The organism is Microbacterium saccharophilum, from assembly GCF_007992455.1.
Lineage (GTDB): Bacteria > Actinomycetota > Actinomycetes > Actinomycetales > Microbacteriaceae > Microbacterium > Microbacterium saccharophilum.
On record NZ_BKAH01000003.1, the window covers coordinates 313032 to 331412 of the forward strand.

Annotated in this window: 18 protein-coding genes; 6 read left to right on the forward strand and 12 right to left on the reverse strand. The window is 72.2% G+C overall.

The genetic code is table 11. From position 1 onward, the window contains the following. The 4 genes from MSA03_RS05330 to MSA03_RS05340 form a co-directional block, all read right to left on the reverse strand. The gene (locus tag MSA03_RS05330) at positions 1 to 963 is read right to left on the reverse strand and encodes a patatin-like phospholipase domain-containing protein (RefSeq protein WP_174799846.1); all 963 of its coding nucleotides are present in this window, start codon (positions 961 to 963) and stop codon (positions 1 to 3) included. A 54-nt stretch (positions 964 to 1017) separates the two neighbouring features. After that, positions 1018 to 1152: a hypothetical protein gene (locus MSA03_RS14625; RefSeq protein ID WP_261798686.1), complete on the reverse strand. Its 135-nt coding sequence runs from the start codon at positions 1150 to 1152 to the stop codon at positions 1018 to 1020. Then, entirely contained in the window at positions 1149 to 3482 is a 2334-nt protein-coding gene (gene purL / locus MSA03_RS05335) for a phosphoribosylformylglycinamidine synthase subunit PurL (protein ID WP_244946328.1), read from the reverse strand. The genes MSA03_RS14625 and purL overlap by 4 nt, the downstream gene beginning before the upstream one ends. A gap of 424 nt (positions 3483 to 3906) precedes the next feature. After that, complete coding sequence (locus MSA03_RS05340; RefSeq protein ID WP_244946329.1) at positions 3907 to 4131, reverse strand: hypothetical protein; 225 nt, start codon at positions 4129 to 4131, stop codon at positions 3907 to 3909. A gap of 99 nt (positions 4132 to 4230) precedes the next feature. Here MSA03_RS05340 and MSA03_RS05345 point away from each other — a divergent pair, with 99 nt between their 5' ends. Both MSA03_RS05345 and MSA03_RS05350 read left to right on the forward strand, forming a co-directional pair. Continuing rightward, positions 4231 to 5136 carry a TerC family protein gene (locus MSA03_RS05345; RefSeq protein WP_147049923.1) on the forward strand — a complete coding sequence of 302 codons (906 nt, stop codon included), beginning with the start codon at positions 4231 to 4233 and terminating at the stop codon, positions 5134 to 5136. Between the two features lie 6 nt (positions 5137 to 5142). Further along, positions 5143 to 5490 (forward strand): TraR/DksA family transcriptional regulator, encoded by a 348-nt coding sequence (locus MSA03_RS05350; RefSeq protein WP_028496175.1) that lies wholly within the window; start codon positions 5143 to 5145, stop codon positions 5488 to 5490. A 19-nt stretch (positions 5491 to 5509) separates the two neighbouring features. Here MSA03_RS05350 and MSA03_RS05355 read toward each other — a convergent pair whose 3' ends face one another. After that, positions 5510 to 6007, reverse strand: a complete 498-nt coding sequence (locus MSA03_RS05355; protein WP_147049924.1) for a hypothetical protein — start codon at positions 6005 to 6007, stop codon at positions 5510 to 5512. A 120-nt stretch (positions 6008 to 6127) separates the two neighbouring features. Here MSA03_RS05355 and MSA03_RS05360 point away from each other — a divergent pair, with 120 nt between their 5' ends. Next, entirely contained in the window at positions 6128 to 6508 is a 381-nt protein-coding gene (locus MSA03_RS05360; protein ID WP_147049925.1) for an ArsR/SmtB family transcription factor, read from the forward strand. A gap of 27 nt (positions 6509 to 6535) precedes the next feature. Then, the gene (locus MSA03_RS05365) at positions 6536 to 7513 is read left to right on the forward strand and encodes an SRPBCC family protein (RefSeq protein ID WP_147049926.1); all 978 of its coding nucleotides are present in this window, start codon (positions 6536 to 6538) and stop codon (positions 7511 to 7513) included. A gap of 27 nt (positions 7514 to 7540) precedes the next feature. Here the strand turns inward: MSA03_RS05365 and sufU are convergent, their stop codons facing one another. The 7 genes from sufU to MSA03_RS05400 all read right to left on the reverse strand — a co-directional run bounded on the left by sufU (position 7541) and on the right by MSA03_RS05400 (position 16108). Next, complete coding sequence (sufU, locus tag MSA03_RS05370) at positions 7541 to 7984, reverse strand: Fe-S cluster assembly sulfur transfer protein SufU (protein ID WP_147049927.1); 444 nt, start codon at positions 7982 to 7984, stop codon at positions 7541 to 7543. Then, complete coding sequence (locus MSA03_RS05375; RefSeq protein ID WP_174799847.1) at positions 7981 to 9276, reverse strand: aminotransferase class V-fold PLP-dependent enzyme; 1296 nt, start codon at positions 9274 to 9276, stop codon at positions 7981 to 7983. Before MSA03_RS05375 ends, sufU begins: the two co-directional genes overlap by 4 nt. A 48-nt stretch (positions 9277 to 9324) precedes the next feature. Beyond that, positions 9325 to 11373, reverse strand: coding sequence for an APC family permease (locus MSA03_RS05380; RefSeq protein ID WP_147049928.1), 2049 nt, complete (start codon positions 11371 to 11373; stop codon positions 9325 to 9327). Between the two features lie 65 nt (positions 11374 to 11438). Continuing rightward, positions 11439 to 12185, reverse strand: a complete 747-nt coding sequence (locus MSA03_RS05385; protein ID WP_147049929.1) for a hypothetical protein — start codon at positions 12183 to 12185, stop codon at positions 11439 to 11441. After that, positions 12182 to 13408: an amidohydrolase gene (locus tag MSA03_RS05390; RefSeq protein WP_147049930.1), complete on the reverse strand. Its 1227-nt coding sequence runs from the start codon at positions 13406 to 13408 to the stop codon at positions 12182 to 12184. The genes MSA03_RS05385 and MSA03_RS05390 overlap by 4 nt, the downstream gene beginning before the upstream one ends. Positions 13409 to 13418: 10 nt before the next feature. After that, entirely contained in the window at positions 13419 to 14420 is a 1002-nt protein-coding gene (locus tag MSA03_RS05395) for a LacI family DNA-binding transcriptional regulator (RefSeq protein ID WP_147049931.1), read from the reverse strand. A gap of 5 nt (positions 14421 to 14425) precedes the next feature. Beyond that, entirely contained in the window at positions 14426 to 16108 is a 1683-nt protein-coding gene (locus tag MSA03_RS05400) for a glycoside hydrolase family 13 protein (RefSeq protein ID WP_147049932.1), read from the reverse strand. A 79-nt stretch (positions 16109 to 16187) separates the two neighbouring features. Here MSA03_RS05400 and MSA03_RS05405 point away from each other — a divergent pair, with 79 nt between their 5' ends. Continuing rightward, a complete protein-coding gene (locus MSA03_RS05405) occupies positions 16188 to 16706 on the forward strand; it encodes an adenine phosphoribosyltransferase (protein ID WP_028497140.1) in 519 nt (172 codons plus the stop codon). 105 nt (positions 16707 to 16811) lie between these two features. Beyond that, positions 16812 to 18377, forward strand: a complete 1566-nt coding sequence (locus MSA03_RS05410) for a chromosome partitioning protein (RefSeq protein WP_028497141.1) — start codon at positions 16812 to 16814, stop codon at positions 18375 to 18377. The last annotated feature ends 4 nt before the right edge of the window (positions 18378 to 18381 follow it).

Genomic DNA, 18381 nt, shown 5'->3' on the forward strand with positions numbered 1-18381 from the left:
TCACGGACGAGGCGGCCGTCTGCTCGAACGCGACGGCACGGGCCACACCGGCGGCGGGGGAGCGTCGGGGGCGGGAGGGGCGGGGGGCGACGAAGGCGTCGTGCGCGGCGGCGTGGGGTCGACCGGAGCGTCGCCGGGCGCATCGCTGCGCGCGGCGGAACGCGCGGCGTCGCCCACGCGGGCGATGACGTCGGCCGAGGAGGCGATGACGGTCTCGGTGACGCGCTGCGCGACCTGGGTCCACCGCGGCGCCGACGGCTCGTCTTCGGCAGGCGGCACGGCGCCGCTCGCGCGCGCGTGGCGCCACGCCTCCTTCTCCGCGGCGTCGAAGCTCGCCTCGAGCCGGCGGACGGCGTCGCGGTACGCCGCGAACTCGCCCGGCGACATCGGGGTCTGCGCCGATCGGGGGCGCAGGCGCTGCGCCGTGGCGCGCTCGGCGAGGTACACGGCGGTCAGCGGCGCGCGGACGTCGCTCATGACCGGGAAGGCGATGAGCTTGGCCGGGTCGGTCTCGTAGTCGAGCCAGCGTCGCGTGACGGTGTCGTGCGCGGTCATGAGCTGCGCGAGGGGCAGTCGTGCGGGGTCGGATGCCGCACCCGGCAGCACGGCGCGCGCGGCGGCGACGCGGGCACGCTGGGCACGCACGCCGGCGGCCAGGGCCCGCGCGTCGCGCTGGGCGCGGATGAGCTCGTTCCGGGCGCGGGTCACATCGCTCGACGACGCCCGTCCCGCGGCGCGCTCGGCCTGGACGCGGGCGAGGTCGGCGCGTGCGACGCGCACCTCTGCGCGGGCGCCCGCCGCGGTCGTGCGCGCATCCCGCAGCTCGTGCCGGGCCGCGTCGTAGGCCAGCCGCCGGGCATGCGCGGCCCGCTGCCGGCGCACGCCGAACCAGCCGACGGCCCCCGTGCCGATGACGGCCGGGGCCACCCACCAGAACTCGGCGATCGCCACCCAGAGGTCCACGTCGTCATGCTAGCCACTCCGCCTGGGAGTGCAGCGGGGATCGAGCGGGCGGGGTCAGCCGAACAGGAGGGCGAGGACCGTGGCGCCGCCGCCGACGATGACCAGGGCGCCGATCACCGTCCACGCGACGATCTTCATGCGGGTCGCCCGCCGGTCGCCGAAGCCGGCGTACTCGTCCTGGTCGCTCATGCGCCGGCCTCCACGGGGATCTCTTCGATGATCGCCCCGAAGGCCGCCGGCAGCGTCCCCCGCGACTCCGCGCGCAGCTCGGAGAGCGGCACGGTGAACAGGTCCTGGACCTCGAGGGCCGGCTCTTCTCCGACGGCCGCGGGATCGGTCACGCCGATGCGCAGGACGGGGTAGCCGCGTCCTTCGCAGAGGCCGCGGAACTTCACATCCTCTTCGCGCGGCACCGACACGATGACGCGGCCGGTGGACTCGCTGAACAGGGCCGTCGCGGCATCCACGCCGTCTCGCTCCATGATCTCGCGCAGCCACACCCGCGCGCCGACGCCGAAGCGCAGCACGCCCTCGGCGAGAGCCTGGCCGAGGCCGCCGGCGGACAGGTCGTGCGCCGACGCGATGAGCTCCTGGTGGGAGGCGGCGTGGATGAGCTCGGCGAGCTTCTTCTCGTTCTGCAGGTCCACGGCGGGCGGGCGGCCGCCGAGGTGCCCGTGCACGGTGCCGGCCCACGCGGAGCCGCTGAGCTCGGTGGAGGTGACGCCGAGCAGGTAGATGTTCTCGCCGGCATCCTGCCACCCCGACGGGATGCGGCGGGCGACGTCGTCGATGATCCCGAGCACGCCGACGACGGGCGTCGGGAAGATCGGGACGTCACCGGTCTGGTTGTAGAAGCTGACGTTGCCGCCCGTGACGGGAACGCCGAGGGCGAGGCACGCGTCGGCGAGGCCGTCGACGGCCTGCCCGAACTGCCACATGACCTCGGGGTTCTCGGGGCTGCCGAAGTTGAGGCAGTCGGTGACGGCCGTGGGCACCGCGCCCGTGACGGCGACGTTGCGGTACGCCTCGGCGAGGGCCAGCTGCGCACCCGCGTACGGGTCGAGCTGGCAGAACCGGCCGTTGCAATCGGTCGCGATCGCAAAGCCGAGGCCCGACTCCTCGTCGACGCGGATCATGCCGGCGTCGTCGGGGAAGCTCAGGGCCGTGTTGCCCATGACGTAGTAGTCGTACTGGTTGGTGATCCACGACGTGTCGGCGAGGTTCGGGCTCGACACGAGCTGCAGGAACTGCTCGCGCAGCGCCTCGGGGTCGTTCGTGCGCGGCAGAGCGGATGCCGAGTCGTCACGCAGCGCATCGATCCACGTCGGATAGGCGACCGGGCGTTCGTACACCGGGCCGTCGACGGCGACGGTCGACGGGTCGACGTCGACGATCTCCTCGCCGTGCCAGAAGATCTGGAGGCGCCCGTCGCCGGTGACCTCGCCGAGCACGGACGTCTCGACATCCCACTTGCCGGTCACGGCGAGGAAGGCGTCGAGCTTCTCGGGCGCGACGATCGCCATCATCCGCTCCTGGCTCTCGCTCATGAGGATCTCCTCGGGCGTGAGCGAGGGGTCGCGCAGCAGGACGCTCTCGAGGTCGACGCGCATGCCGGAGCCGCCGTTGGCGGCCAGCTCGCTCGTGGCGCACGAGATGCCCGCGGCGCCCAGGTCCTGGATGGCCTCGACGAGCTCGCCCTTGTAGAGCTCGAGGCAGCACTCGATGAGCACCTTCTCGGCGAACGGGTCGCCGACCTGCACGGCGGGACGCTTCGTGGGTCCGCCGTCGGCGAAGGTGTCGGATGCCAGGATGCTGGCGCCGCCGATGCCGTCGCCGCCCGTGCGGGCGCCGAAGAGGACGACCTTGTTGCCGGCGCCCGTCGCGTTGGCGAGCTTGATGTCCTCGTGGCGCATGACCCCGACCGCGAGGGCGTTGACGAGCGGGTTGCCCTGGTAGACGGCGTCGAACACCGTCTCGCCGCCGATGTTGGGCAGGCCGAGGCAGTTGCCGTAGAACGAGATGCCGGAGACGACGCCGTGCACGACGCGCGCCGTGTCGGGGTGGTCGATGGCGCCGAAGCGCAGCTGGTCCATGACGGCGACGGGACGCGCGCCCATCGAGATGATGTCGCGCACGATGCCGCCGACGCCGGTCGCGGCGCCCTGGAACGGCTCGATGTAGCTCGGGTGGTTGTGCGACTCAACCTTGAAGGTCACGGCCCAGCCCTCGCCGACGTCCACGACGCCGGCGTTCTGCCCCATGCCGACCATAAGCCGCGTCTTCATCTCCTCGGACACCTTCTGGCCGAAGCGGCGGAGGTAGTTCTTGGACGACTTGTACGAGCAGTGCTCGCTCCACATGACGGAGTACATCGCCAGCTCGCCGGAGGTCGGGCGGCGCCCGAGGATCTCGCGGATGCGGTCGTACTCGTCGGGCTTGAGGCCGAGCGCCGCGTACGGCTGCTCCTTCTCCGGCGTGGCGACGGCGTTCTCTACGGTGTCTGCGACAGGTGTGCTCACGCGGCTGGGCTCCAAGATTCGGGTGCCGGGGATGGTCTCATCCTACCGGCGCCGCTCGCACCCCCTCCCGGCGATGCGGCTAGCCGGGAAAGGGGTCAGGATGCGCCGCCTCGCGCGCGCTGAGGCGGCGCGCAGCGCCCCCATTCCGCCGCGGGCCTGGAAAAGGGGTCAGGCTGCGCCGCCTCGCGCGCGCTGAGGCGGCGCGAAGCGCCACCTTTCTGCGCCGAGCCTGGAAAAGGGGTCGGGATGCGCCGCCTCGGGCGCGCTGAGGCGGCGCAAAGCGCCACCTTTCCGCCGGGCGCCGGGCCTGGGCGCCGGGCCTGGGAAAGGGGTCACGATGCGCCGCTCCGGGCGTGATGAGGCGGCGCGAAGCGCCACCTTTCTTGCGCGGGGCGCCGGACGCCGGGCGCCGGGCGCCGGGGGCTCAGTCCCGGTGCGGTTCCTCGTCGTCGAGGATGCCGATGCCGACGGCGTGGTGGCTCGGCTCGCCGTCCTTCGCCTCGGGCGCCTTCGGCTCCTCGCCGGGGTTCTTCTCGGTGCTCGGCTCCTCCAGCTCTTCCGTGGTCGGCTCGTCGTCGGGTGCGTGCTCGGCGCCGGAGGGCGCTTCGTCACCGGGCATGTCGGTGTTGCCCTGGGTCGCATCGGACATGGCGACTCCTTTCGTCACCATCAGCATCCCCGGTGCGGCGCGCCGGGCCCAGGGGGTTGACCGCTCAGGATCCGGAAGGTAGCCGTTTACGCTGGGGTGATGGACTTCTCGCTCGAGCTCTCGCCCGACCTGATCGCCGTCTTCCTCACGCTCTTCGTCCTCGAGCTCGTGCTCGGCGTCGACAACGTGATCTTCATCTCGATCCTCTCCTCGAGGCTCCCGGTCGCCCAGCAGGCACGGGCGCGGAACCTCGGGCTGACGCTCGCGATGCTCATGCGCGTGCTGCTGGTGTTCTTCGCCGGCTGGATCATCACCTTGACCGAGCCCATCGTGACGCTCGGCGAGCTCGAGTTCTCGGTGAAGGACTTCATCCTCATCGTCGGCGGGCTCTTCCTCGTCTACAAGGCCGTGCACGAGATCCACCAGAAGCTGGAGGGTGCCGAGGAGCACCACGGTCCCGGCGAGAAGGTCGCGACGGCGACCTTCGGCAGCGTGCTGGTGCAGATCCTGCTCCTCGACCTCGTCTTCTCCCTCGACTCCGTCATCACCGCCGTCGGGATGACGAGCAACATGATCGTCATCATCGCGGCCGTCGTGCTGTCCTTCGGCATCATGCTGTTCGCCTCGCGCTTCATCTTCGCGTTCGTCAACGCGCACCCGACCGTGAAGATGCTGGCCCTGTCGTTCCTCCTCCTCATCGGCGTGTTCCTCATCGCCGAGGGCTTCCACATCAAGATCGACAAGGCGCTCATCTACGGCCCCATGGCGTTCGCGATCTTCGTCGAAGGCCTCAACCTGGCTGCCGCGGCACGCAAGCGGCGTCGCGACGCCGCCCGCTCCTCCGGCCCCGTGCGGCTGCGGCCGACCTATCCGGCGATCGACGAGTCCGTGGCCGTCCGTGCCGCGACCTCGACCGACCCCGGCGCCGGTTCCGTGGGACTGTCGGGTCGCCCCGTCGCGGGGACGGATGCCGGTGGGCCCGACGACCGGCACGGCTTGGGCTGACGTCCGATGATCGGCGGGGAGGCGGAGCGCGCGCTGCGCGCGCGGGCGGGCGAGCTCGATGAGATGCTCGCGCGGCTCGATCGCGACGAGGAGAGCATCCGCGTCGACCGCGCCGACGCCACCGCCGACGACGAGCACGACCCGGAGGGATCGACGCTCTCCGGCGAATGGCAGCGCGTCGAGGCCCTCCGCCGGGCGGCCCGCGCCGAGCGCGCGGACGTGGATGCCGCGCTGCAGCGCGTCGCCGACGGATCCTACGGCGTGTGCGCGTCGTGCGGACGGCCGATCCCGCCGGCGCGGCTCGAGGCCCGGCCGATGGCGACGCTCTGCGTCGCCTGCGCGCAGCGCGCCTGAGCGCGAGTCGGCGGCGGACCTACTGCTTCGCCATCTCCACGGTCATCGTCACGCTCATCGCGGTCAGCTCGTACTTCAGCGTGCCGTCCTCGTAGGTGAACACCTTCGATTCGTCGCCGGAGGCCAGGAGCGCGGGATCCATCTTCTCGACGTCGCCGACAGACGTCCACGTGAACGTGTCGGTCGCGCCGGTGGGTGCCTCGTAGGTGCCGATCCAGTAGAGCGCCGTCGTGGACTCCGCCTCGTTGACCCAGTTGACCGTGATCACGTCACCGGCGATCGTGGCGGTCTGGTATGAGGTGGCCGAGTCCGAGTTCGTCTGCTTCCACTCGCCCGTGAGGTCCAGGTCCGCGGCGGGAGGCGTCGGCTCCGCGGCCGGGGTCGTCGGCTCCGCAGGGGTCGCTGACGCGGAGCTGCTGCCTCCGCTTCCTTCCCCGGCCGGGGTCGAGGGGCTGCCTGAGCACCCCGTGAGCAGGAGCGCGGCCAGCGCGATCGGGAGGAGGATGCGGTGCTTCATGATCGGATCCTACGGGCGCCGGGTGGCGAGGCCCGCCGGGCGGCCGAGGTGTCCGGCAGAAAAACGTCTTGACGGGCGGCATCCGCGGGTCTAATCTACAACCAAATGGTTGTACATGACATGCCCCAGCACTCTCCGCGACACCGAGAGTTGACCGATGATGAAACCGATCGCCTGTTCCACGCCCTCGCGGCGGCGACGCGCCGTGACATCCTGCGGCGCACCGTGGAGCGCGAGCAGTCCGTCTCGGCGCTCGCGGCGGATTACGACATGTCGTTCGCGGCCGTGCAGAAGCACGTCGCGGTCCTCGAGGCCGCCCGCCTCATCGTCAAGCGCGCCGAGGGACGTGAGCGCCTCGTGCGTGCGGACCCCGTCATGATCGCCCGCGCCCGGGCGCTGCTGGCGCGCTACGAAGACCTCTGGCGCAGCCGGGTCGATCGCCTGGACGCCCTGCTGACCCACCCGGAAAACCCGGAACACCCGCAACACCCCGAACGCTGACACCGCCACCGGACGAAGGAGACCGACATGCCTGTCACCGATATCACCACCGATCCCGAGAAGCTCGAGATGACGCTCGTGGCGGAGTTCGCCGCACCGGCGCACCGCCTCTGGCATGCGCTGACCGACCCGCGGCAGCTCGAGCGGTTCTGGGGCCCGCCGGGATGGCCGGCGACCTTCACGGAGTTCGACTTCACCGTCGGCGGCCGCGCGAGGTACCACATGACGAGTCCCCGCGGCGAGGCGTCCCGGGGCGCGTGGGAGTTCCTGCGCATCGACGATGGCTCGTCGTTTGAGGTCATCGACGCGTTCGTCGATGAGCACGGCGCGGCGCTGGACGGCTTCCCCGCCATGCGCATGACGTTCGCGGTCGCCGACGCGGGGGACGGCTCGCGCCTCACGAACGTGTCGTACTTCACCTCGCTCGAGGCGCTGGAGCAGATCGTGGCGATGGGCGGCGTCGAGGGCGCTCGCCAGGCGATCAGCCAGCTCGACGCGGTCCTTCAGGACCTCCGCGCGTACGCGCAGGGCAAGGGCACCCGCACGGAGCTGCTCGACGACACGCACGTGCGGATCACGCGGCTCATCGACGGTCCCCGTGACGTCGTGTGGCGCGCCCACCATGACCCCGAGCTCATGAGGAAGTGGCTGCTGGGTCCGGACGGCTGGTCGATGACGGAGTGCGAGATCGCCCAGGGGGCCGGCGACCGCTACCGGTACGTGTGGGAGCAGGACGGCGTGCCGGACAGCGGCTTCGGCTTCGAAGGCGAGTCGCTCCTGAGCGAGCCGCCGCGGCGGGCCGTGACGACCGAGAAGATGATCGGGATGGACGGACCCTCGACCCTCAACGACATGACGCTCTACGAGGAGGAGGGGGCGACCCTGCTGACGCTGCTCATCGAGTACCCGGACAAGGACACGCGCGACATGATCCTCGCCACCGGGATGACCGACGGCATGGAGGCCAGCTACGCGCGCCTCGAGGAGCAGGTCATCCGCGCCTGACGACGGCGGACGGCGCCCTCCCTGCGCTCACGCGCGGGCGAGGGCGTCTTCCAGTGCGACCCAGGCGAGCATCGCGCACTTCACGCGCGCGGAGAACTTCGAGACGCCGGTGAGGGCGGCCGCGTCGCCGTAGACGTCCTCGTCGAGCTCGAGCTGTCCGCGCGAGCGGAGCGCCTCGCGGAAGCCGTCGATCAGCGTGCGCGCCTCGGTGCGCGGCATCCCTTCGACGAGATCGGAGAGCATCGACGCCGACGCCTGCGAGATCGAGCAGCCCGACCCCTCCCACGTGACGTCGCGGATGGCGTCGCCGTCGGTCGTGATCCGCGCGCGCAGCGTGATCTCGTCGCCGCACACCGGATTCCGCTGGTGCGAGGTGGCGTGCGCGCCGTCCTGGTCGGCGAGGCCGAAGTGCTGCGGGTGCTTCGAGTGATCGAGGATCAGCTCGCGGTACAGGCCGTCGAGGTCGCTCATGATGCCGCTCCGAAATAGGCGCGGATGCCGGAGACCGCGTCGAGCAGCTCGTCGATCTCGTCCGCGGTGTTGTACAGCGCCGCGCTCGCCCGCACGGATGCCGTGATGCCGTACTGCCGGTGCAGCGGCGCGGCGCAGTGGTGGCCCACGCGCACCGCGATGCCGCGGGCGTCCAGGAACTGTCCGGCATCGTGCGCGTGCACGCCGTCGACGTCGAAGGACCACAGCCCGACGCGCTCGACCCCGGCGGCATCGCCGAGGAGGCGGATGCCGGGGATCCGGCGGAGGCCGTCGCCCAGGCGCGTCGCGAGCGCGCTCTCGTGCGCGTGGATCGCGCCGAGTCCCACGCCGTCGAGGTACCGGACGGCGGCGGCGAGGCCGATCGCGGGCCCCACCGGCTGCGTGCCCGCCTCGAACCGCTGGGGCGGCGGGAGGTATTCGGCGCCGTCGAGGGTGACGGTCGTGATCATCGAGCCGCCGGTGAGGAACGGCGGGAGGGCTTCGAGGACCTCGGCGCGACCGTACAGGCCGCCGACGCCGTAGGGTCCCAGCATCTTGTGGCCGCTGAAGACCGCGAGATCGACCCCGAGGGCCGGGAGATCCAGCGGCAGGTGCGGCGCCGACTGGCAGGCGTCCAGCACCGTGACGGCGCCGACCTCGCGGGCGAGCGCGACGAGCTCGGCGACGGGGTTCACGATGCCGAGGACGTTGGAGACGTGCGTGAAGGCGACGATGCGCGTCCGTGGTCCGATGAGGGATGCCGCGGCGTCCAGGTCGAGCGTCCCGTCGTCGCGCGCGGGGATGTGCTTCAGCACGGCGCCGGTGCGGGCGGCCAGCTCCTGCCACGGGATGAGGTTCGCGTGGTGCTCGATCGCCGTGGTGAGGATCTCGTCTCCGGGCTGCAGCGCGAAGCGCGCGGAGGACGCGCCGCCGCGGCCGAGCGTCGCGTTGCCGATCGCGTAGGCGACGAGGTTGAGGCCCATCGTCGCGCCGCTCGTCCAGACCAGCTGCTCCGGGGCAGCCCCGACGAAACCTGCGACGGTGGCGCGGGCGTCCTCGAAGAGATCGGTGGCCTCGGCGGCGAGCGTGTGCGCCCCCCGGTGCACGGCGGAGTTCGCGTGGGTGAGGAAGTCCCGCTCGGCGTCCAGGACCTGACGGGGCTTCTGGCTCGTGGCGGCGGAGTCGAGATAGATGAGCGGGCGCCCGTTCACCTGCTGGCCCAGGATCGGGAAGTCCGCGCGCAGCGCGGCGGCATCCAGACCGGGGATCGTCTGAGGGAGGGCGGAAGTCACCCCTCTAGGCTACGCCGTGCACGCCCGCCGGGCTCCGGCGGCTACGGCCTACGGCTCCTCGTCGGTGTGCGCGACGAGCCCGTACGTCGCGAGCCGGCCGCCGCGGTCGTCGCCCGGCAGCGGGCGCGACCGGCGGCCATAGACGAGCTCGGACGAGTCCAGCAGCCACGGAACGAGGGTCACCGTCACGCCGTGCACCATGAGGAGCTGCTGGGCGATGCGCCGCGCGCGGCGGTTGTGCAGCAGGGACTCCCACCAGTGGCCGACCATGTACTGCGGCAGGTAGACGGTGACGACCGACGATCCGTGCGTCTCGCGGTACTTCTCGATGAACTGGACGAGCGGCGACGCGTAGTGCCGGTACGGCGACTCGATGACGACGAGCGGGATCGGCATCCCATGCACCTCCCAGTCGGTCTGCACCGCGAGGGCGTCCTCCTTCGTCACCGCCACGTGCACCGCGAGCGTCTTGTCGTGGCGCGCGGCCAGCGCGTAGTCCACGGCCTTGGCGACCGGCTTCTGCAGACGGCTGACGAGGATCAGGGCGAGATCGCCGGACGAGCCGAACCGCACCTCGTCGTCCATCGTGATCTCGTGCTCGACATCGCGGTAGTAGCGGTTCACGCCGACCATGAGGACGGCCAGGAGCGGAATCGCGAGGAAGACGAGCCAGGCCCCGTGCGTGAACTTCGTCACCGTGACGATGACCAGCACGAGGATCGTGAACGTCGCGCCCAGCGAGTTGATGACGAGGCCGATGGAGGACTCGCGCCGCTCCCGCCGCCGCGTGGCCGGCAGCAGGCGCAGCTCGCGACGCCAGTGGCGCACCATCCCCAGCTGGCCGAGCGAGAACGAGACGAACACGCCGATGATGTAGAGCTGGATGAGCGTCGTCAGCCGTGCCTGGAAGACCACGAGCACGGCGATCGCGGCGAGGCCCAGCAGGATCATGCCGTTGGAGTAGACGAGGCGGTCGCCACGCGTGTTGAGCGCCTTGGGGGCGTAGCCGTCGCGCGCGAGCACGGAGCCCAGCAGCGGGAAGCCGTTGAACGCCGTGTTGGCAGCCAGCAGCAGCACGCACGCGGTCGCCGCCTGGATGACGAAGAACGGCAGTGAGCCGCCGCCGAAGGTCGCGGCGGCGACCTGCGCCATGAGCGAGGGCTGCGGCGCGGTGCAGTCGAACCCGACCAGGCTGCACGGGTTCTCGGCGTAGTGGACGCCGGTGACGAGTGCCAGCAGCGTGAGCCCGGCGAAGAGCCCGATGGCGATCGAGCCCATGAGGACGAGCGTCGTCTGGGCGTTGCGCACCTTGTCCTCGCGGAACGCGGGCACGCCGTTGGACACGGCCTCGACGCCCGTGAGAGCGGAGCAGCCGCTGGAGAACGCGCGCAGGATCAGCAGGATGACGGCCACCTGGGTGAGGTCCTCGGCCTGCACCGCGTACTGCGCGCTCTCCGCCACCGGGGCGTCGCCGAGACCCCAGCGGACGAGACCCGTCACGATCATGACGGCGACGGACCCGATGAAGACGTAGGTGGGGATCGCGAACGCCGACGAGGCCTCCCGGACGCCCCGGAGGTTCACGACGATGATCAGCACGACGAATCCGACCGCGAACTCCACCCGCCACGGGTCCAGTCCCGGCAGGGCGGAGATGATGTTGTCGACACCGGATGCCACCGACACCGCGACCGTCAGGACGTAGTCCACGAGCAGGGCGGATGCCACCACGACACCGGGCACCTCGCCGAGGTTCGTGCGGGCGACCTCGTAGTCGCCGCCGCCGGACGGGTACGCCTTGATGAGCTGCCGGTAGCTCAGCACGACGACGACCAGCAGCGTCACGACGGCCGCGGCGACCCACGGGCTGAAGGCCAGGAACGCCGTGCCGCCGATCAGCAGGATCATCAGCAGCTCCTGCGGCGCGTAGGCCACGGAGGAGAGCGCATCGGAGGCGAAGATCGGCAGCGCACGCCGTTTCGGGAGCAGCTGATCGTCGAGCGTCTCGCTGGTGAGGGGATCGCCGATGAGGATGCGTTTGACGACGGGGGAATCGTCGGCCGGTTCGCCGATGTCGGTAGCCACGGCGGGCGACATTACGCCTGTGCCCCACGGCGTGCAATGCGGCTCTCTTCCGGGGGGAGGGAAGCCGCACAGGGCGGTCAGAACTCGGCGTAGAAGTAGTACAGGATCGCCGTGACGGCGGTGCCGTCGGTGTCGGCCATCATGCTGTAGGACGGGACCCCGCCGGCCATCGACGACCGGTCGGCGGCGAAGACGTAGCGCGTGACGCCGTTCCGGTCGACTTCGGCATCCGGTCCGGCGGCCCGCACCGCGTCGACCGTCGTCCCGATCTCGATGCCGAACTCGCCGGTCACCGCGACCTCCCCCACCGTGTTCGCGGTCACGCGGGCCCACGACGGCTGCGTGTACTCCTCGCGCGGAGTGCCGCCGTCGATGGGCACCATGTCGTAGAGGGCGAAACCGCGCCACTGGTACACGGTGTAGTCCGGATAGTGGGTGCCGTCGCCCTTCTCGGTGCGCTGCTCGGGCGCGGCGCCGAACGCCTCGGTGAGGGCGGCGACCGCCGGCGCGCTCGGGTCTGACCAGCCGTAGCCGAACGTCTCGGCGCCGCTGTCGTCCACGAGGGCGAAGCCCGTGGCCGCCAGCTGCACGCCCGCCGGCTCCTCGGCCGGGTCGGTCGGCTCGGCCGACGGCGCGGGGTCCTGCTCCGGTGCGGTCGTCTGCGCCGGCGTGCTCGGGCTGGGTGCGCCCTGGGACGGCCCGCCCCGCGTGAGGGCGATCGTGAGCGTCACGCCCACGACGACCGCGAGGATGCCGGCGATGATGCCGAGCACGATCGGGGTCCTGTCGCGGCGCTCGCCGTCGGGGCTGTGCGGTTCGGTCACGCGGAGACCTCCTCGAGGAACTCCCGCGTGGCGACGACGAGCGCGTCCACGCCGCGCTCGATCGTGGGGTGCAGCACGGGGGCGAAGAACGGCGAGTGGTTGGTGGGGATGTCCTTCTCCACGGTCCCGGCGCTGACGGCATCCGCGTACATCTGCGGGTCGACCCCGCCCCAGAACCAGTAGACGAGCGGCACGCCCGCCTCTCGGGCGAACCACGAGACGTCCTCGCTGCCGGTGAACATGCCGGGGTCCACGACCGTCCCGTCGCCGAACGCCGCGTCGAAGGCCGCCGTGAGCCGGGCCGTGGCGGCGCGGTCGTTGATGGTCGGCGGGAGGGAGTGATCGACCGTGATGATGGGGGCCTCCTCCGCGCCGGATGCCTGCGCCTCGGCGCGGATGATCCGCTCCACGCGGCCGAGGATGTTCGTGCGCGCCTCCTCGTCCGGGTAGCGCAGGCTCAGCTCGAGCTTCGCCTCGGCGGGGATGATGTTGTTCTTGAGGCCCGCGTGGATCGAGCCGACGGTCACGACGCCCATCTCGCGCGGGTCGATCTCGCGGGACACGACGGTCTGCAGGCGCATGACGGTCGCGGCCGCCATGACGACGGGGTCGATCGTCGAGTGCGGGCGGGAGCCGTGGCCGCCGCGGCCGAGGAGCGTGACGGTGAGCCCGTCGGAGGCCGCCATCTGCGTCCCGGGACGGACCCCGATCACACCGGCGGGGAGCGGCGTGAGGTGCTGGCCGAGCACGACGTCGGGCCGCGGGAAGCGATCGAGCACGCCGTCGGCGATCATCGCCTGCGCGCCGGCGCCGTACTCCTCGGCGGGCTGGAAGACCGCGACGATCGTGCCGCTCCATTCCGCGCGGGTCGCGGCGAGGCGCTCGAGGGCGCCCAGCATCGCCGTGACGTGCATGTCGTGCCCGCACGCGTGCATGACGGGGACGTCGAGGCCGGCGGGGTCGGTTCCGCGCGCCGTGCTCGCGTAGTCCAGGCCGGTCTGCTCCGGCACCGGGAGGGCGTCCATGTCGGCGCGCAGCCACACGACCGGCCCGTCGCCGTTGCGGATGACCGTCGCGACGCCCGTCTTGCCGAGCCCCTCGACGAATTCGAGTCCGAGAGCCTCGAGCTCCCGCGTGATCACGCCGGCCGTGCGGGTCTCCTGGAAGGAGAGCTCGGGGTGGCGATGCAGGTCGATGTAGAGGGCCTCGAGGTCGATCGTCATGGCCTCGAGCCTACGCGGGCCGCGCCGTCGAGTTCCGGACCACGAGTTCGAACGCGAGGGACGCGGGCTCCGGGGCGTCGCCGGAGCGGAGGACCGCGAGGACCGCCTCCGCGGCGCGCTCCCCCTGGGCGTGCGGGAACTGGTCGACCGTCGTGAGGGCGAAGAAGCCGCTCATCTCATGTCCGTCCACGCCCACGACGGACAGATCCTCGGGGACGCGCAGCCCCCGCTCGCGCGCGGCGAAGATCGCCCCGAAGGCCATCTCGTCGGACGCCGCGAAGATCGCCGTCGGCCGGTCGGCGCGATCGAGGAGCCGCCCCGCGGCGCGATAGCCGCCGTCGATCGTGAAGTCGGCGGGCTCGAGCAGGTCGCCGTGCACGGGGATGCCGGCATCCGTCATCGCCTGCTCGAATCCGCGGCGCCGCAGCGTCGGCACGTGCACCTCGCCGTGCCGGCCGCGGCTCTCGCCGATGTGCGCGACGGCGGTGTGCCCGAGCTCCAGAAGATGCGCGGTCGCGAGCCGCGCGACGGCGCGGTCGTCGACCGTGAGGGCGACCAGCTGCGGGCTCTGCCGGCCGATCGCGATGACGGGCTTGCCCAGGCGCTGCAGCTCGGCCACCTCCTCGTCGTCTAGGAAGACCGACAGGGCGATGACCGCGTCCACGCGGTTGCGTCGCAGCGACCGGGCGAGCACGTCGCGGCGCGGCGCATGCGCGTCGGGCAGGTTGTAGAGCGTGAGGTCGTAGCCCTCGGGCGACAGGCGCGTGGCGATGCCGCTCAGCACCTGGGCGTAGAACCAGCGGTCCAGCAGCGGCACGAGCACCCCGACATTGCGGGTGCGCCCCGTCGCGAGGCTCGACGCCGCGGCCGAGACGACGTAGCCGAGTTCGTCGGCGGCGGCGAGGACCCGCGCGCGGGTGGCGGCGGAGACCGTCCCGCGGCCGCTGAGGGCACGCGAGACGGTCGCCGTCGAGACCCCCGCGCGGCGGGCCACCTCGTCGATGCCGACCATGGGGCTCAGTCTGCCGTGAGCCAGACCGCGGTGTCGGCGGGAAGGTGCGTGCCGTCGAACTCCTCGCTCGCGACGAGCAGCGTGCCGGCCGGCAGGTCGACCGGCTCGCTGCCGAGGTTGGCGATGACCGTGACGTCGCCGTTGCGGAACGCGACGACGTCGTCGCCGTAACCGGTCAGCCACTCCAGCGCGCCGGTGCCGAGTGCGTGGGCGCGGCGGGTTGCGAGCAGGCTCCGGTACAGCCACAGGGTCGAGTCGGGGTCGGCCTCCTGAACGGAGCGCGCGAGCGTCGCCCACTCCTCCGGCTGCGGCAGCCAGGACGCGCCGCTCGGGCTGAAGCCGTAGGCGGGGGCGTCGGCGACCCAGGGGATCGGCACACGGCAGCCGTCGCGGCCGTAGCGCTCGCCGTCCGTCCGGAACCAGGTCGGGTCCTGACGGGTCTCGTCCGGGAGGTGGATGACCTCCGGGAGGCCCAGCTCCTCGCCCTGGAAGACGTACGCCGAGCCGGGCAGCGCCAGCATGATCGTCGTCGCGGCGCGGGCGCGGCGCAGGCCCACCTCGGGGATCGGCTGGCCCGGGGAGTCCGGTCCGATGCCGTGACCCTGGGGGTTCTCCGCGGTCAGCGCGAGACGCGACGCGTGCCGCACGACGTCGTGGTTGGAGAGCACCCAGGTGGCCGGTGCGCCGACGGCGGGGAAGGCGCGCAGCGATTCCGAGATGACCTCGCGGAGCTCCGCGGCATCCCACCCGGTCATCAGGTACGGGAAGTTGAACGCCTGGTGCATCTCGTCGGGGCGCACCCACAGGGCCGTCCGGTCGACGGTCGGGAGCCACGCCTCGGCGCAGAGGGCCCGGTCGCCGTCGTACTCGGCGAGGACGCGGTTCCAGTCGCGGTAGATCTCGTGGACGCCGTCCTGGCCCCAGTACGGCACGTCCTCGTCGCCGCCGCCCATCGAATCCGCCGTGAGGGGGTCCGCGTCGACGGTCGGCAGGTGGTCGGGCAGGCCGTCGGTCTTGACCAGCCCGTGCGCCACGTCGACCCGGAACCCGTCGACGCCGCGGTCGAGCCAGAAGCGGAGGATGCGGCGGAACTCCTCCTGCACCTCGGGATTGGCCCAGTCGAAGTCGGGCTGCGACGTGTCGAAAAGGTGCAGGTACCACTGACCGTCCGGCACGCGCGTCCAGGCCGGGCCGCCGAAGACGGACTCCCAGTTGTTCGGGGGGAGCTCACCGTGCTCGCCCTGCCCGTCGCGGAACATGTAGCGGGCGCGGGCGGCGCTGCCCGGGGCCGCGGCGAGGGCCTCCTGGAACCAGGCGTGCTGGTCGGAGCTGTGGTTGGGGACGAGGTCCACGATGACGCGGATGCCGTGGGCGTGCGCGCGGGCGAGCATGTCGTCGAAGTCGGCCAGGGTGCCGAACAGCGGGTCGACGTCGCAGTAGTCGGCGACGTCGTAGCCGGCATCCTTCTGCGGGGAGCGGTAGAACGGGCTCAGCCAGACGGCGTCGACGCCGAGCGCGGCGAGGTCGTCGAGGTGCGCCGTGATGCCCGCCAGGTCCCCGATGCCGTCGCCGTCCGCGTCGGCGAACGAGCGGGGGTAGATCTGGTAGATCACGGCGGTGCGCCACCACTCGGAGCCGGGCCGGCTCTCGCCGATGGGCTCGAGGGTCGAGGTGAGGGGAGAAGTCATGCGCGGAAGTCTACTGCAAGCGCTTGCAGCGGGCCGTGCCGTCCCCGGTGGGCCGCCGGCGGGAGCGTAAGCTCGGCGGGTGCCCTCCGATGCCCTCGCCCGCGCAGAATCCCTCATCGCCCTGACGCCCGATTTCCCGGAGCCCGGCATCCTCTTCCGCGACATCTCGCCGCTGCTGGCCGACGCCGCGGCGCTGCGCGCCGTCGTGGATGCGCTCATCGAGCCGTTCGCCGGCACCTTCGACGTCGTGGCCGGCGTCGAGGCGCGCGGCTTCCTGCTCGCGGGGGCCGTCGCCGTCGCGGCGGGCGTCGGCACCGTCCCGATCCGCAAGGCCGGCAAGCTGCCGCGTCCCGCGGCATCCGTCTCCTACGACCTCGAGTACGGGAAGGCAACGATCGAGATGGCCGCCGACCTCCCGGAGGGGACCCGCGTGCTGCTCGTCGACGACGTGCTGGCGACCGGAGGCACGCTGCGCGCCGGCCGCGCCGTGCTCGCCGAGCTCGGCTACGTGCTGGCCGGCACCGCCGTGCTGATGGAGCTCGAGGCGCTCGGCGGCCAGCAGGTCGCCGGTCCCGTGCACGCCGTCTTCCGCGTCTGACAGGCCGGACGGCCGCGCGGCGGGGGATGCCGGGTCCGCGTCCCTCCGGATGCGATACTCGACAGCGCAGCCTCCAGCGGCAGCGCACCCGACAGAAAGGCTCCCGTGGGAACCGCCACCGAACCTCTCGTTCACCTCACCTCGAACACGCTCGCCCGCATCCACGTGGCCGGGGAGGTCGACGAGGTCTTCGCTTCGACGGAAGAGGGGCTGCGCGGCCGCATCGTCGAGTCGATCCGGCAGCTCGCGGCGTCGGCCGGTGAGCCCGTGACGGCGATCGTCGTCGACGGCGACGTGCGCTGGCCGCTGATCGTCCACCCCGACGGCGCCTTCATCGAGGCCACGGCCCTGGCCGAGCGCGAGAACGGCGAGCCGGCCCCGGCGCCCCACCCCGTGCGCACCGGCGAGGTGCCCGTCGTCGCGGATGCTGCGGACAGCGCGGATGCTGCGGACAGCGCGGATGCTGCGAGCAGCGCGGATGCTGCGGTCAGCGCCGCCGAGCCCGCCGCGGTCGCCGACGAGCCCGCACCCGTCGCGGAGCCGGCACCCGTTGCGGAGCCGGGGCCCGGCGCGGAGCCCGCACCCGTGGCGATGCAGCCGGAGCCCGTCGCGGAGCCCGCGCCGGTCTCCGTGGCGGCGCAGCCGGAGCCCGCTCCCGTCGGACCCCTCCGCAGCGATCTGTCCCGCAGTGACCTCGCGCGTCGCGAGAGCGCGCACCGCGATCCCGCGCAGCGGGCGACGCCAACCGTCGAAGACCTGCTCAACTCCCGCGCCGACCGCGCGAAGCCACGGGCCACCGAGGGCTGGCAGGGTGCCGTGCGCCGCGCCACCGGCGGGGCGATCTCGCCGCGCCCCGGAAAGGCCGAGCAGTCGCGACTGGATCGCGAGCGCATCGTGCAGCGGCGCCTCGACGCACCCCGCACGATCGTCGTGCTCAACCCCAAGGGCGGCGCGCACAAGACCACCTCGACGCTGCTGCTGGCCGCGACCTTCGGCACGCAGCGCGGCGGCGCGACGCTCGCGTGGGACAACAACGAGACCCGGGGCACGCTCGGCTGGCGGGCGCAGAACGCTCCGCACCACCGCACCGCCGTCGACCTGCTCGAGGACCTCGACCGGTTCACGACACCCGACCAGTCCAGCCTCGCCGCCCTCGACACCTACGTCCGCACGCAGGTCGATGCCCGGTTCGATGTGCTGGCCTCCGACGAGGATGCCGCGGCATCCTCCACCATCGACGCCGCCGCCTTCGACCGGTTGCACGGGGTGCTCTCGCGCTACTACCGGCTGCTCATCATCGACACCGGCAACAACATGCGCGCGTCGAACTGGGTCGCCGCCGTCGCCGCGGCCGACCAGCTGGTGATCGTCTCGACCGTGCGCGAGGACACCGCCGCGAGCGCCGCGTGGCTGCTCGACGGGCTGCGCGAGAAGGGCTTCGACGACAAGATCGACGACGCCGTCACGATCCTCGCGGCCCCCTCGGCGAAGCCCGATCGCAAGCTCGCCGAGCGACTGGAGCGCCACTTCGCGCAGGTGACCTCCGCCGTCGTGCACGTGCCGTTCGACGCGGCCCTCGTCGACGGCGGACCGATCGACTTCGACGCCCTGTCGGGCGACACCCGCGACGCGTGGCTCACCGCCGCCGCCGCGATCGCCCAGCGGCTCTGACCCG

Bases quoted from the DNA above. Each gene is read 5' to 3' on its own strand.
- MSA03_RS14625 (WP_261798686.1), bottom strand. From the start codon at position 1,152: ATGAGCGACCAGGACGAGTACGCCGGCTTCGGCGACCGGCGGGCGACC.
- MSA03_RS05340 (WP_244946329.1), bottom strand. From the start codon at position 4,131: ATGTCCGATGCGACCCAGGGCAACACCGACATGCCCGGTGACGAAGCG.
- MSA03_RS05345 (WP_147049923.1), top strand. From the start codon at position 4,231: ATGGACTTCTCGCTCGAGCTCTCGCCCGACCTGATCGCCGTCTTCCTC.
- MSA03_RS05350 (WP_028496175.1), top strand. From the start codon at position 5,143: ATGATCGGCGGGGAGGCGGAGCGCGCGCTGCGCGCGCGGGCGGGCGAG.
- MSA03_RS05355 (WP_147049924.1), bottom strand. From the start codon at position 6,007: ATGAAGCACCGCATCCTCCTCCCGATCGCGCTGGCCGCGCTCCTGCTC.
- MSA03_RS05360 (WP_147049925.1), top strand. From the start codon at position 6,128: ATGCCCCAGCACTCTCCGCGACACCGAGAGTTGACCGATGATGAAACC.
- MSA03_RS05365 (WP_147049926.1), top strand. From the start codon at position 6,536: ATGCCTGTCACCGATATCACCACCGATCCCGAGAAGCTCGAGATGACG.
- sufU (WP_147049927.1), bottom strand. From the start codon at position 7,984: ATGAGCGACCTCGACGGCCTGTACCGCGAGCTGATCCTCGATCACTCG.
- MSA03_RS05380 (WP_147049928.1), bottom strand. From the start codon at position 11,373: ATGTCGCCCGCCGTGGCTACCGACATCGGCGAACCGGCCGACGATTCC.
- MSA03_RS05390 (WP_147049930.1), bottom strand. From the start codon at position 13,408: ATGACGATCGACCTCGAGGCCCTCTACATCGACCTGCATCGCCACCCC.
- MSA03_RS05395 (WP_147049931.1), bottom strand. From the start codon at position 14,420: ATGGTCGGCATCGACGAGGTGGCCCGCCGCGCGGGGGTCTCGACGGCG.
- MSA03_RS05400 (WP_147049932.1), bottom strand. From the start codon at position 16,108: ATGACTTCTCCCCTCACCTCGACCCTCGAGCCCATCGGCGAGAGCCGG.